We start from the raw sequence: 13,016 nt of genomic DNA on the forward strand, positions 1-13,016 counted from the left end.
CCTTGTCGCCATGACCGGGAAAATCGGGGATCGTGAGATTTGAAAAGACATACGAAATCGGCTCTTGGGCAGGATCCGCATGCCATCAAGGACAGCCGGGACAAGAATCTCGAAGTCGCAATTGGGCGGCAGGTTCGGGAGCTGCGCAAAAAGCAGCGGATGACCGGCGCGGATCTTGCGGCGCAAACCGGGCTGTCCACGGGCATGCTGTCAAAGATTGAAAACGGTGTGACATCGCCATCGCTCAGCACCATTTCCGCCCTTGCGAATGCCCTGAAAGTGCCACTGGTCCAGCTTTTCTCGGGCTATGAGGAAGAGCGCGGCTGCATGCATGTCAAGGCAGGCCAGGGCGTCGAAATCCAGCGGGAAGGCACCAGAGCCGGTCATCAGTACAACCTCTTGGGCCATATCGGATCGAACAGTTCCGGTGTTGTTGTCGAACCCTACCTGATCACCCTTGGTAGCGCCTCTGACCGCTTTCCCCTGTTTCAGCACGAGGGGATTGAGTTGCTGTACGTGCTTGAGGGACGTGTCGATTACCGACACGGTGACCGCCTTTACGATCTCGAACCCGGCGATTCATTGCTCTTTGACGCTGATTCTCCTCATGGGCCCGAGGAAATCCGCGAATTTCCGACCCGTTACCTCTCGATCATCACATATCCTCAGGCACGCTGAGTTCTCTGGTCGCGCATTTTTTGACCAAAGCAGGCGAAAACGCCCGATACCTGAGCGTCCATTCATTTGAGTGCGGCAAGCTTTGGCCATACCAAACTCCCTGCGTAAAATTTCTCATGAGGAAATAAAGTTTCCCATTAGTAATGATGCCAAAGGTGGATCCCGCCTTGTAGATCCGTTTCAGGAGGACCCTATGTGTGGCATCGTTGGCCTGTTTCTAAAAAACGATGAGATGCGCCCGAAACTGGGTGACATGCTGACCGATATGTTGATCACCATGACCGACCGCGGCCCCGACAGCGCCGGGATCGCGATTTATGGCGACGAAGACGGCGGCCGCCTCAAGATCACCATCCAATCGGATACGCCGGATGAGGCCTTTGCCGACCTCGGGGCAGACCTGACAGAGGCCGCCGGCATGTCAGTGGACGTCAAGGTTCTGGACACCCATGCCGTTCTGACCCTGCCGAGCGATGCAGAACCGGCAGTGGTTTCTGCATTGCGCGAAAAAGGTCTGCGCATCATGGGCATTGGCTCCTCGATGGAGATCTTCAAGGAGATCGGCCTGCCAAGGGACGTCGCCGCGCGGTTTGACCTGCGCAAGATGGGCGGCAGCCACGGTATTGGTCACACCCGGATGGCGACCGAATCTGCGGTCACAACCATGGGTGCGCATCCGTTCTCAACCGCGCCCGATCAATGTCTGGTACACAACGGATCGCTCTCGAACCACAACCAGATGCGCCGCAAACTGGCGCGCAAGGGCGTTGTGACCCAGTCGGAGAACGACACCGAGGTCGGCGCGGCCTATATCTCGTCCCGGATCGCCGAGGGCGCCACCCTGGGCGAGGCGCTTGAGGGTACCATCAAGGATCTCGACGGGTTCTTCACTTTTGTGACCGGTACCAAAAACGGCTTTGGCGTCGTCCGTGATCCGATCGCCTGCAAACCCGCCGTCATGGCCGAGACCGATGACTATGTCGCCTTTGCCAGCGAATACCGCGCCTTTGCAGATCTTCCCGATATCGAGGGTGCCAAGGTCTGGGAGCCTGAACCCGCAACCGTCTACTTCTGGGAGCGCTGAGAGATGACCACCACGCTCGATATGACTTCTTCCGATCTGCGAGAGGTCAACACGACCCTGCAGGCCGCCGCCAAATCGCAAGGTAACGAGGCCTATGTCGTCATCAATCCGCGCGGCAGCCATGCCATGGCCTGCGGCCTTGATGGCCCGCTGAATGTCACCATCAAAGGCTCTACCGGATATTATTGCGCGGGCATGAACAAGAAGGCTTCGGTCACTCTCGAAGGGTCGGCCGGACCGGGCGTGGCAGAGAACATGATGTCCGGCCTCGTCACCATCGAAGGGGACGCCAGCCAGTACGCTGGCGCCACGGGCCATGGCGGGCTCTTGAACATCAAGGGCAACGCCAGCTCGCGCTGCGGGATCTCGATGAAGGGCATCGACATCGTTGTGCATGGCAACATTGGGCACATGTCCGCCTTCATGGCGCAAAAGGGAAATCTGGTCGTGCTGGGGGACGCAGGCGATGCGCTTGGGGATTCCCTTTATGAGGCACGGCTCTTTGTACGCGGCACTGTGAAATCCCTCGGCGCGGACTGCATCGAGAAAGAGATGCGCCCCGAGCACATAGAGGTGCTGAAAGAACTGCTCGAAAAGGCCGGAGCGGACGCCAAACCGGAAGAATTCAAGCGCTATGGCTCGGCGCGCCAGCTCTACAACTTCAACATCGACAACGCAGACGCCTACTGAGGAGCGCGACATGGACAAGACACCACAGACCGAACCGCGCCAAAGCTGGACCTTCTCCAACGAGATCAACTCCGAGATCCGCCGGGCAGCGGCGACGGGGATCTACGACATTCGCGGCGGCGGCGCCAAACGCCGGGTGCCGCATTTCGACGACCTCCTGTTCCTGGGTGCGTCGGTCAGCCGCTATCCGCTCGAAGGGTATCGCGAGAAATGCGAAACCTCGGTGACGCTGGGCACGCGCTTTTCCAAGAAGCCGATTGAGCTGAAAATCCCGGTCACCATCGCAGGCATGTCCTTTGGCGCGCTGTCGGGCAACGCCAAAGAGGCGCTTGGCCGCGGAGCCACGATGGCAGGCACCTCGACCACCACCGGTGATGGCGGGATGACCGAAGAAGAGCGCGGCCACTCCGAAAAGCTGGTCTATCAATATCTGCCCAGCCGCTATGGCATGAACCCGGACGATCTGCGCCGCGCCGATGCCATCGAAGTGGTGGTCGGACAGGGGGCCAAACCCGGCGGCGGCGGCATGCTGCTGGGCCAGAAAATCACCGAGCGGGTCGCCGGCATGCGGGATCTGCCGCAGGGGATCGACCAGCGCTCGGCTTGTCGTCACCCGGATTGGACCGGGCCGGATGATCTGGAGATCAAGATCCTTGAGCTGCGCGAGATCACCGGCTGGGAAAAGCCGATTTATGTTAAGATCGGCGGTGCGCGCCCCTATTACGACACCGCCCTTGCGGTAAAAGCGGGCGCCGATGTTGTTGTGCTCGATGGGATGCAGGGTGGCACGGCGGCGACGCAGGATGTGTTCATCGAACATGTTGGCCAGCCGACACTGGCCTGTATCCGCCCCGCCGTGCAGGCGCTGCAGGATCTGGGGATGCACCGCGAGGTGCAGCTGGTGATCTCTGGCGGCATCCGCACCGGCGCGGATGTGGCCAAGGCGCTGGCGCTGGGCGCCGATGCGGTTGCCATCGGAACTGCAGCGCTGGTGGCACTGGGTGACAACGACCCGAAGTGGGAAGCGGAGTATCAAAAGCTCGGCACCACCACCGGGGCCTATGACGACTGGCACGAGGGGCGCGACCCGGCCGGGATCACCACGCAAGACCCCGAGCTGATGGCGCGCCTTGACCCGGAGGCCGCCGGGCGCCGTCTGCGCAACTATCTGAATGTGCTGACACTTGAATGTCAGACGCTGGCGCGGGCCTGTGGTCACAACCACATCCACAACCTCGAACCAGAGGATCTCTGCGCGCTCACCATGGAGGCCGCCGCCATGGCCCAGGTGCCGCTGGCGGGGACCAACTGGTACCCGGGCAAGCCCGGCTTCTAAGCCGGATCGACAGAGGGGCCAGCGGCCCCTCTCTCTCCATCTGGACAAGCAACAGGGAACAAAACGATGAGCAAACTCGCCAAATTCGCCGCAGACAAAGGCGTCAAGTATTTCATGATCTCCTACACCGATCTGTTTGGCGGTCAGCGCGCCAAGCTGGTCCCCGCCGCCGCCATCGCGGATATGGAGGAAGAAGGCGCGGGCTTTGCGGGCTTTGCCACCTGGTTTGACATGACGCCGGCCCATCCTGACATGCTGGCCGTGCCTGACCCCGATGCAGTGATCCAGCTGCCCTGGAAGCCCGAGGTCGCATGGGTGCCTGCCGATTGCGTGATGGAGGGCACTCCGGTGGAGCAGGCCCCGCGCAACGTTCTGAAAAAGCTCGTCCATGAGGCCACAGAGGCCGGGCTGCGCGTCAAAACCGGGATCGAGGCCGAGTTCTTTCTGCTCACGCCCGAGGGCGACAAGATCTCGGACCCCTATGATACCGCGGAGAAACCCTGCTACGATCAGCAGGCGGTGATGCGCCGCTATGATGTGATCGCCGAAATCTGCGATTACATGCTGGAGCTGGGCTGGGGCCCCTATCAGAACGATCATGAAGACGCCAATGGCCAGTTCGAAATGAACTGGGAGTTTGACGATGCACTGGTGACAGCGGACCGGCACTCCTTCTTCAAGTTCATGGTGAAGTCGGTGGCCGAAAAGCACGGGCTGCGGGCGACCTTCATGCCCAAACCCGTCGAGGGGCTGACCGGCAACGGCTGCCATGCGCATATCTCGGTCTGGGATCCGGAGGGCAAGACCAACGCCTTTGCCGGGGACGGCGGCGGCCAGATCGGAGAGGTCGGCCTGTCGCAGCAGGGCGGCTATTTCCTGGGCGGGATCATGGCCCATGCCGAAGCGCTGGCGGCCATCACCAACCCGACCGTCAACAGCTACAAGCGCATCAACGCGCCGCGCACCATGTCCGGCGCCACCTGGGCCCCCAATACCGTGACCTGGACCGGCAACAACCGAACCCACATGGTCCGCGTCCCCGGCCCCGGCCGCTTCGAGCTGCGCCTGCCCGACGGGGCGGTGAACCCTTATCTGTTGCAGGCGGTGATCATCGCGGCGGGACTGTCGGGGATCCGCTGCAAGGCGGATCCGGGCCCCCGTTATGACATCGACATGTACGCCGAAGGCCATGCAATCACCGATGCGCCGAAACTGCCCCTCAACATGCTGGATGCGATCCGCAACTTTGATGCGGATGAGGGGCTGAAAAAGATGATGGGCACCGGGTTTGCGGCGTCTTACGTCAAGATGAAGCATCAGGAGTGGGACAGCTTCGTTTCGCATTTCTCCCGTTGGGAGAAGGAAAACACGCTGGATGTGTAGGTGCCATCTGGCATCACCATGCATAGGAACATGCGATGAAATTCTCTGGTTTGAAGGTCATCCGGCAGGCGTTGAACGGCCATAAGGGCTGGACGCCTCTGTGGCGAAACCCTGAACCCAAACCCGCCTATGACGTGGTGATCGTGGGCGGTGGCGGGCACGGTCTGGCAACGGCCTACTATCTGGCGGCGACCTTCGGGATCACCAATGTCGCGGTCCTCGAGAGGGGCTGGCTCGGCTCCGGGAATATCGGGCGCAATACGACGATCATCCGATCGAACTATCTGCTGCCGGGCAATCAGCCGTTCTATGAATTCTCGATGAAGCTCTGGGAAAGCCAGGAGCAGGATCTCAACTTCAACTCGATGGTGAGCCAGCGCTCGATTATCAACCTGTTCCACAGTGACGGTCAGCGAGATGCCTATCGTCGGCGGGGCAATGCCATGCAGCTGAGCGGTGCGGGAGGTACGCTGCTGTCGCAGGACGAGCTGCGGGAAAAACTGCCCTTCCTCAACTTTGACAACGCACGCTTTCCCATCAAAGGCGGGCTGATGCAAAGCCGCGCCGGAACCGCGCGTCACGATGGCGTCGCCTGGGGCTATGCGCGGGCAGCAGATCAGCGCGGCGTAGATCTGATCCAGAACTGCGAGGTCACGGGCTTTCGGATCGAAGACGGACAGATCTCTGGCGTCGAGACAACGCGCGGCCTTATCGCTGCGGGCAAGGTTGGCGTGGCGGTGGCCGGGTCTTCCAGCCGGGTGATGTCCATGGCAGGCCTGCGCCTGCCAATCGAGAGCCACGTGCTGCAGGCCTTTGTCTCGGAAGGTTTGAAACCCACCATTCCCGGAGTGATCACCTTTGGCGCGGGGCATTTCTATGTCAGTCAGTCCGACAAGGGCGGCTTGGTCTTTGGCGGCGATATCGACGGCTATAACTCATATGCCCAACGCGGCAACCTGCCGGTGGTCGAGGATGTGATCGAGGGCGGTATGGCCCTGATGCCGATGATTGGCCGCGCGCGGCTGTTGCGATCCTGGGGCGGGGTGATGGACATGTCGATGGATGGCTCGCCCATCATCGACCGAACCCATTTAGACGGGCTCTATCTGAACGCTGGCTGGTGCTATGGCGGCTTCAAGGCGACACCGGCCTCCGGCTATGCCTTTGCCCATCTGCTTGCAACCGGCACCCCCCATGAGACCGCGCGCGCCTTCCGGCTGGACCGGTTCGCACGCGGTTACGTCATTGATGAAAAGGGCGTCGGTGCCCAGCCGAATCTGCACTGAGGGCCTGCAATGCTGATCCCCCATCCTCTTCTTGGCCTGCGCGATGCGCAGGAGTTTACCTACCTCGGCGACGCCGCGCTGATGAACCGCCCTGCCCCAGAGGCGGGAGAAGCCGCCTTTTGTGACTATGTCTTCCTGCGCGACAACCCAGCCGGTGTGCACCGGGAGCTGTGGTTTCACGAGCAGGGCGACCGGTCCTGGCTGGTGGTGACGCGCGATACTGTGACCCATGAAATCCTGAGCGCCGAACTGGCCATGAACTGCGCGAGGGCCTCCACATGAGTCGTCTGTCCGGCGGTCTCATTGATCGCGATACGCCGCTGAGCTTCCGCTTCAACGGGCGCACCTACAAGGGCTACGCAGGCGACACTCTGGCCTCGGCCCTGATCGCCAATGGGGTGCAGATGGTGGGACGGAGCTTCAAGTATCACCGTCCGCGCGGGATTTTCTCCGCCGGGTCCGAAGAGCCGAACGCCCTTGTAACCCTACGCGAAGGCGCGCGGGCCGAGCCGAACACGCGGGCGACGGTGACAGAACTGTTCGAAGGGCTGGTGGCGCGTTCACAGAACCACTTTGGCTCGCTGGAGCACGACCTCCTTGCGGTCAATGACCTGTTGTCGCCGTTTCTGGCGGCCGGGTTCTATTACAAGACCTTCATGTGGCCGCGTGCCTTTTGGGAAAAGCTCTATGAGCCTGCAATCCGGCGGGCGGCCGGGCTGGGCGCCTTGTCGATGGAGCCGGACCCCGATGCCTATGACAAGGGGTTCCTGCATTGCGATCTTCTGGTGATCGGGGGTGGTGCGGCAGGCTTGGCGGCTGCGCTGACAGCGGGGCGTGCGGGGGCGAGGGTGATTCTCGCCGACGAGGACTCGCGCCTAGGTGGACGCTTGCTGGCAGAAAGCGACACGCTGGATGGTGCCCCTGCGGCAGAGTGGGTCGCGGCTGCCTGCGACGAGCTGCGGCAGATGCCCAATGTCCGCCTGATGTCGCGAACAACAGTGTTTGGGGCCTATGACCACGGAACATTCGGAGCGGTTGAGCGTGTCGCCGACCACCTGCCGAGTCCAGGGGCGGTTGTGAGGCAAACGCTATGGCGGATCACGGCGAGGCGCACGGTTCTGGCAGCGGGTGTGATCGAGCGGCATATTCCCTTTGCTGACAATGACCGGCCAGGCATCATGCTCGCGGGGGCGATACGGGCCTATGCCAATCGCTGGGCGGTGTCTCCGGTCCGAACAGGGGATGACAAGCTCGCAATTTTCACAAATGGAGACGACGGCCACCGCACCGCTCTGGACCTCATGGCCAAGGGGGTGACCGTTTCGCATGTGATCGACACCCGCGTGGATGCACCGCGCTTTGGCGACTATGATCTGCTAAGCGGCGCGACGGTCACGGGCACGCGCGGGCGCAAGGGGCTGCGGGCGATACATGTTGCGCATCAGGGCCAGTCCAAGTGGCACGAGGTTGGCGCCCTTGGCGTTGCAGGCGGGTGGAACCCGAACGTGCATCTCGCCTCGCATCATCGCGGGCGGCCGGTTTGGGATACAGAGGCGTTGGCCTTTGTGCCGCATAACCCGCCCAAGGGCATGTTCCCCGCAGGCGGCTGCGCGGGCCAGGGCGGCACGGCGCAGGCGCTTGCCGATGGCATGCGCGCGGCTCTGGCGGCCCTGGCCGATCTTGACGTCGATGCACATCCGATCCCCCTGCCCGAGGCGCAGGATGCCCCTGCGACTCATGCGCCGTTCTGGCATGTATCGGGCACGCGTCGTGCCTGGGTCGATTTTCAGAATGACGTGACGGTCAATGACATCGAACTGTCGCATAAGGAAAACATGCGCTCGGTCGAACACCTGAAACGCTGGACGACGCTGGGGATGGCGACGGACCAGGGCAAGACCTCGAATGTTTCGGCGCTGGCGGTAATGGCTGAGATCACTGGCGCGACAATCCCCGAGACCGGCACGACGATCTTCCGCCCGCCCTATACCGGCGTTGCCCTTTCAGTGCTGGGAGGCGGCGATACCGGCAAAGAGTTCAGGCCCAAGCGGCTGACGCCGACCCATTACTGGGCCGCCACTCAGGGCGCGGAGTTTGTCGAGGTCGGTCCCTGGATGCGCGCGCAGTACTTTGTCCGTGACGGAGAAACCCATTGGCGCCAGTCGGTGGACCGCGAGGTTCTGGCGGTGCGACGGGATGTGGGGATCTGCGATGTGACCACATTGGGAAAGATCGATGTGCAGGGCGCGGACGCGAGTGAGTTTCTGAACCGGATCTACGCCAATGTGATGGGCACTCTCAAAGTCGGCATGGTGCGTTATGGGCTGATGCTGCGTGAGGATGGCCACCTGTTTGACGACGGCACCTGCGCGCGCCTGTCAGAGGATCACTACGTGGTCACCACCACCACGGCCAATGCAGGCGCTGTCTATCGGAATATGGAATTCGCGCGTCAGTGCCTGTGGCCGGATCTGGATGTGCAGCTGATTTCGACCACTGATGCCTGGGCACAGATCGCCGTGGCCGGACCGAAATCGCGAGCCCTGCTGGAGCGGATCGTGGATGGGTTTGACCTGTCGAACGAGACTTTTCCCTTCATGGCCTGCGCTGAGCTGACAATCTGCAATGGCCTGCGGGCGCGGCTGTTTCGGATCTCGTTCTCCGGCGAACTGGCCTACGAGATCGCCGTGCCTGCGCGCTATGGTCAGGCACTAATGCAGCGTCTGTTGGAAAAAGGCACCGATCTTGGTGTCACGCCCTACGGCACCGAGGCCCTGGGTGTCTTGCGCATCGAAAAAGGTCATGCGGCTGGCGCTGAACTTAACGGCCAGACCACCGCGCAGATGCTGGGGCTTGGTCGCATGGTTTCTGCCAAGAAAGATTCGATTGGCGCCATCATGTCCCGTCGCGAGGGGCTGGCGCAGGATCGCCGCCGTCTGGCCGGATTGAAATCCTGCAAGGCCATGGTGCAGGTTCCCGCCGGGGCGCATCTTTTCACCAAAGGCAGCCCCCAGTCGCTGGAAACGGATCAGGGCTGGGTCACCTCGTCCTGCTATTCGCCCCATGTTGGCGGCTACATCGCTCTGGGGTTCCTGGAGGACGGCGATACCCGTTTGGGCGAGATCCTGACTGCTGCCAACCCGCTTGAGGGACAGTCTTTCGACGTCGAAATCGTTTCCCCCCATTTTTTCGACCCCGAAGGAGGGCGCCTGCGTGACTGACCTGACCCCGATCACCGCTCTTGGCATGGCTGAGGCCGCACGCGTGTCTCATGGGGCGCTGATCTTTGCCGAAAACCCGGATATCGCGCTGGCTTCGCTGACCCTGCGCAAAGGCGTCACGCCGCCACAGGGGCTACCAGAGGTGGGTGAGTTCAAAGACGGCGCTTTCTGGATCGGTCCCAATCAATGGATGCTGGAGGGACCGGGACAGGCCGAAACCGATTTTGCGGCCAGGGTCCAAGGGGACCTTCCCGGTTGCAGCATCACCGAACAGACCGACGGCTTTTGGGTGGTAGAGGTCACATCGGTCAAAGGGGCCGCGCCGCTTGAGGACTTGATGGCAAAGCTGGTGAACATTGATCCCGCCGCTTTCGCCACGGGTCAGGCCATACGCACCGGGTTGCACCACATGACTGTCTTTCTGGTCCGCCGCCGAGATGATCATATGGCGATCATCGGGATGCGCAGCTATGCCGGTGCGCTGTGGCATGCCCTGAACCGGGCCGCACACAGGCTGGCGATGACATCCCCGTGACAATCCCATGCGGGCAAGCTATCGCGACCTCAGGCTCTGGCGCAGCAGAAGACGAAACACCCCGGCAGAGCAACAACCACGGTACGACCTGCGCCCCCAGAGACGCGACTTATCAGGAGCACTGAATGACCAAATATTGCCTCACCGTCGCCTGCCCGACCGCGCGCGGGATCGTTGCAGCCGTTGCCACGTTCATGGCCAAGCAGGGGTGCAACATCACCGACAGCTCGCAGTTTGATGATGCCGATACCGGACGGTTTTTCATGCGGGTCGCCTTTGACTCGCAGCAAGGCGCCACTCTGCAGCAATTGCAGAGCGATTTTGCTGCGGTTGCAGAAGAGTTCGGCATGCAGTCCGCGTTTCATGACGGCTCTGCAAAGATGAAGGTCGTCATCATGGTCAGCCGTTTTGGCCACTGTCTGAATGACCTTTTGTACCGCGTCAAAATCGGCGCCCTGCCGATCGAGATCGTCGCGGTGATTTCAAATCACATGGACTATCAGAAGGCCGTGGTGAACGCCGACATTCCGTTCCACTGCATCAAGGTCACCAAGGACAACAAACCCGAGGCCGAAGCGGCAATCATGCGGGTCGTCGAAGAGACCGAGGCCGAGTTGATCGTCCTGGCGCGCTACATGCAGATCCTGTCGGACGAGATGTGCAAAAAGATGTCAGGTCGCATCATCAATATCCACCACTCCTTTCTGCCCTCCTTCAAAGGCGCGAACCCCTACAAGCAGGCCTTTGCGCGCGGCGTGAAACTGATCGGCGCGACCTCGCATTATGTCACTGCGGATCTGGACGAGGGGCCGATCATCGAGCAGGACATCGTCCGCGTGACCCATGCACAATCGCCCTCTGACTACGTCTCCCTTGGCCGCGATGTGGAGGCACAGGTGCTGGCGCGTGCGATCCATGCGCATGCCCATCACCGGGTGTTCCTGAATGGAGACAAAACCGTGGTGTTCCCCGCCTCCCCGGGCAGCCACAGTTCGGAAAGAATGGGCTAAAAAGGACATTGGGGCACTGGGTTGCGTCAGGGTCTCCGCTTGAGGCGGACCCCGACGCAACGGTCCTTGCCGTGGCCCTCAGGCGTTATCCCCGGCGGCAGCCTCTTCTTCCAGAACCTTGCGGGCCGCGCGGAAACACTCCAGCGCCTGTGGAACACCGCAGTAAATGCCGATGACGTGGATGATCGCCCGGATTTCATCCTTGGTGACCCCGTTGTTCAGGGCGCCACGGCAATGCAGCTCCCATTCGTGCATCTTGCCCAAAGCACCGATCATCGAGAGGTTCATCATCGACCGGGTCTTGGCATCAATTACATCATCGCCCCAGCCGAAACCCCAGCACCAGGCAGTCATCGCCTCCTGAAAGGGGCGAGTGAAATCGTCGGCGGCAGCAAGGTTTCGCTCGACATAATCTGCGCCAAGCGTGGCTTTTCGCTGCTCCAGTCCTTTGAGGAAAAGATCCTCTTCAAAGCTGCTCATCTGTCTGTGTCCTCTTGTGACTTCTCGTTCATGATAGGCTGCCCTTTTGACTGGCGCAGCTTTGCGGCGAACGCCTTGGATCCGTCAGGGGGCGCTCTGCAAAGGCCCGCGCCGCTTCGCAGTCACGGCGGCCGATGGCAACGCGGATCTGCTGCAGATGCACCGGGTCAAGAAGCTTACGCTCACAGCCGTTCGGACTGAGGATGCGACCCCGACACACCCGGCCTGCAAATGCTGCACGACTTTGCAAGCGGTGGTTTGATCGGCCCCGGCAACATGATGCCGTCGACATTGCTCGTGGCCCTGAACGGCAGGCCCAGCAACTGATCTTTGGCAGCGTTTTTCAGTTCGCACAAGGCGGTGTTCAACTGGTGTCGCAGATCCGCTGCCACCCGTCCGGATGAGGTGGCAGACGCACACTTCCGTTCGCCCGGCGTTGGACCAGGCCTCGATGAGGACTTGTCTGATTGGTTCTGCCCTGTGGCACCCCATGGACTTGTCTTTACCGCGTGACAACCCTGCCACTGTCTGGCTCGACCACCGCCTCCTCTGTTGCGAATCTCCGGGGCATGTTTCCCCGGCGCCAGCACCTTTTGGCTGAGCAGGTCTGATCCTCACGGGTGAGGGCCATCTTTTTCTGGTCCCGAGAGATTTTTCTGCCTCCCTTTTTGCACTCGGTCCAAAAGGAAGATGTGGTCCCCTGGCGGGCCCCGGAGTGCTTACTAAGGGATTAACAATGCGCGGGAATACAGAGTTTTGCGTTGGCTTCAGGCGCTGTCAAAGGGCTTCCCCCCCCTTGGCTGTAACGCCATTTCCTTAGGCAAACAGATCAAATTGTTTACTTTTCATTAACACTTTCAACCTTTCGTTGCACCACCGCAGGTTCAGGAGGCCCCCATGACATCACCCAATACGGTAAACGCACCATCCAATGGCGGAACGGCTCTTGGAGACGCAGATGACAACGTGATCCTGGGCTCAATGTTTGCCGACACGCTGGACGGTGGCGGTGGCAATGACACGCTGGACGGCGGCGACGGGGATGACCAGCTGACCGGTGGCTTTGGCGCAGGCAACGACCAGATGACGGGCGGCGGCGGCAATGACAGCTTCCGGGCCGAGCTGGTCTGGACCGGCACCGACTACGAGGGTTTCGGCGCCGATGTGGTGACGGATTTCTCCGAGGGCGACATGCTGGAGGTGATGAGCTTTGGCGGGCCGTCCGTCGCCCTTTCGGTCAGCTACACCGCCACCGACACCGTACTGACCTTCGGCGCGGGCACGACGTATGAAAGCACGCTGACCCTGCAGAA

At 61.3% G+C, this 13,016-nt stretch carries 11 protein-coding genes and 1 pseudogene; 11 read left to right on the top strand and 1 reads right to left on the bottom strand.

Going from position 1 to position 13,016, the window contains the following annotated elements; translation table 11 throughout:
• Positions 1–39 precede the first annotated feature (39 nt).
• The 10 genes from AADA15_RS17505 to purU all read left to right on the top strand — a co-directional run bounded on the left by AADA15_RS17505 (position 40) and on the right by purU (position 11,223).
• A complete protein-coding gene (locus AADA15_RS17505) occupies positions 40–678 on the top strand; it encodes a helix-turn-helix domain-containing protein (protein WP_341642853.1) in 639 nt (212 codons plus the stop codon).
• Between the two features lie 193 nt (positions 679–871).
• On the top strand, positions 872–1,762 hold the full coding sequence (locus AADA15_RS17510; RefSeq protein ID WP_341642854.1) for a class II glutamine amidotransferase: 891 nt from the start codon (positions 872–874) through the stop codon (positions 1,760–1,762).
• 3 nt (positions 1,763–1,765) lie between these two features.
• A complete protein-coding gene (locus tag AADA15_RS17515) occupies positions 1,766–2,452 on the top strand; it encodes a GXGXG domain-containing protein (RefSeq protein ID WP_341642855.1) in 687 nt (228 codons plus the stop codon).
• A 10-nt stretch (positions 2,453–2,462) separates the two neighbouring features.
• Entirely contained in the window at positions 2,463–3,788 is a 1,326-nt protein-coding gene (locus AADA15_RS17520) for an FMN-binding glutamate synthase family protein (RefSeq protein WP_341642856.1), read from the top strand.
• 66 nt (positions 3,789–3,854) lie between these two features.
• Positions 3,855–5,171 (top strand): type III glutamate--ammonia ligase, encoded by a 1,317-nt coding sequence (gene glnT / locus AADA15_RS17525; protein ID WP_341642857.1) that lies wholly within the window; start codon positions 3,855–3,857, stop codon positions 5,169–5,171.
• Positions 5,172–5,206: 35 nt separating this feature from the next.
• Positions 5,207–6,457, top strand: coding sequence for a sarcosine oxidase subunit beta family protein (locus AADA15_RS17530; RefSeq protein ID WP_341642858.1), 1,251 nt, complete (start codon positions 5,207–5,209; stop codon positions 6,455–6,457).
• Between the two features lie 9 nt (positions 6,458–6,466).
• Complete coding sequence (locus AADA15_RS17535) at positions 6,467–6,739, top strand: sarcosine oxidase subunit delta (protein WP_341642859.1); 273 nt, start codon at positions 6,467–6,469, stop codon at positions 6,737–6,739.
• On the top strand, positions 6,736–9,678 hold the full coding sequence (locus AADA15_RS17540; RefSeq protein ID WP_341642860.1) for a sarcosine oxidase subunit alpha family protein: 2,943 nt from the start codon (positions 6,736–6,738) through the stop codon (positions 9,676–9,678). The genes AADA15_RS17535 and AADA15_RS17540 overlap by 4 nt, the downstream gene beginning before the upstream one ends.
• Positions 9,671–10,213: a sarcosine oxidase subunit gamma gene (locus tag AADA15_RS17545; RefSeq protein WP_341642861.1), complete on the top strand. Its 543-nt coding sequence runs from the start codon at positions 9,671–9,673 to the stop codon at positions 10,211–10,213. The genes AADA15_RS17540 and AADA15_RS17545 overlap by 8 nt, the downstream gene beginning before the upstream one ends.
• Before the next feature lie 125 nt (positions 10,214–10,338).
• A complete protein-coding gene (gene purU, locus AADA15_RS17550) occupies positions 10,339–11,223 on the top strand; it encodes a formyltetrahydrofolate deformylase (protein ID WP_341642862.1) in 885 nt (294 codons plus the stop codon).
• Positions 11,224–11,301: 78 nt separating this feature from the next.
• On the opposite strand, the gene AADA15_RS17555 is transcribed toward purU, so the two are convergent.
• A complete protein-coding gene (locus tag AADA15_RS17555; RefSeq protein ID WP_341642863.1) occupies positions 11,302–11,703 on the bottom strand; it encodes a carboxymuconolactone decarboxylase family protein in 402 nt (133 codons plus the stop codon).
• 897 nt (positions 11,704–12,600) lie between these two features.
• Here AADA15_RS17555 and AADA15_RS17560 point away from each other — a divergent pair.
• Positions 12,601–13,016: pseudogene (locus tag AADA15_RS17560) on the top strand (hypothetical protein); the annotation flags it as partial.

The organism is Phycobacter sedimenti, assembly GCF_038148855.1.
GTDB classification, from domain to species: Bacteria; Pseudomonadota; Alphaproteobacteria; order Rhodobacterales; family Rhodobacteraceae; genus Phycobacter; species Phycobacter sedimenti.

What these genes read in the sequence shown, in the direction of transcription:
- AADA15_RS17510 (WP_341642854.1), top strand. Translation starts at nt 872, where the DNA reads ATGTGTGGCATCGTTGGCCTGTTTCTAAAAAACGATGAGATGCGCCCG.
- AADA15_RS17515 (WP_341642855.1), top strand. Translation starts at nt 1,766, where the DNA reads ATGACCACCACGCTCGATATGACTTCTTCCGATCTGCGAGAGGTCAAC.
- AADA15_RS17520 (WP_341642856.1), top strand. Translation starts at nt 2,463, where the DNA reads ATGGACAAGACACCACAGACCGAACCGCGCCAAAGCTGGACCTTCTCC.
- glnT (WP_341642857.1), top strand. Translation starts at nt 3,855, where the DNA reads ATGAGCAAACTCGCCAAATTCGCCGCAGACAAAGGCGTCAAGTATTTC.
- AADA15_RS17530 (WP_341642858.1), top strand. Translation starts at nt 5,207, where the DNA reads ATGAAATTCTCTGGTTTGAAGGTCATCCGGCAGGCGTTGAACGGCCAT.
- AADA15_RS17535 (WP_341642859.1), top strand. Translation starts at nt 6,467, where the DNA reads ATGCTGATCCCCCATCCTCTTCTTGGCCTGCGCGATGCGCAGGAGTTT.
- AADA15_RS17540 (WP_341642860.1), top strand. Translation starts at nt 6,736, where the DNA reads ATGAGTCGTCTGTCCGGCGGTCTCATTGATCGCGATACGCCGCTGAGC.
- purU (WP_341642862.1), top strand. Translation starts at nt 10,339, where the DNA reads ATGACCAAATATTGCCTCACCGTCGCCTGCCCGACCGCGCGCGGGATC.
- AADA15_RS17555 (WP_341642863.1), bottom strand. Translation starts at nt 11,703, where the DNA reads ATGAGCAGCTTTGAAGAGGATCTTTTCCTCAAAGGACTGGAGCAGCGA.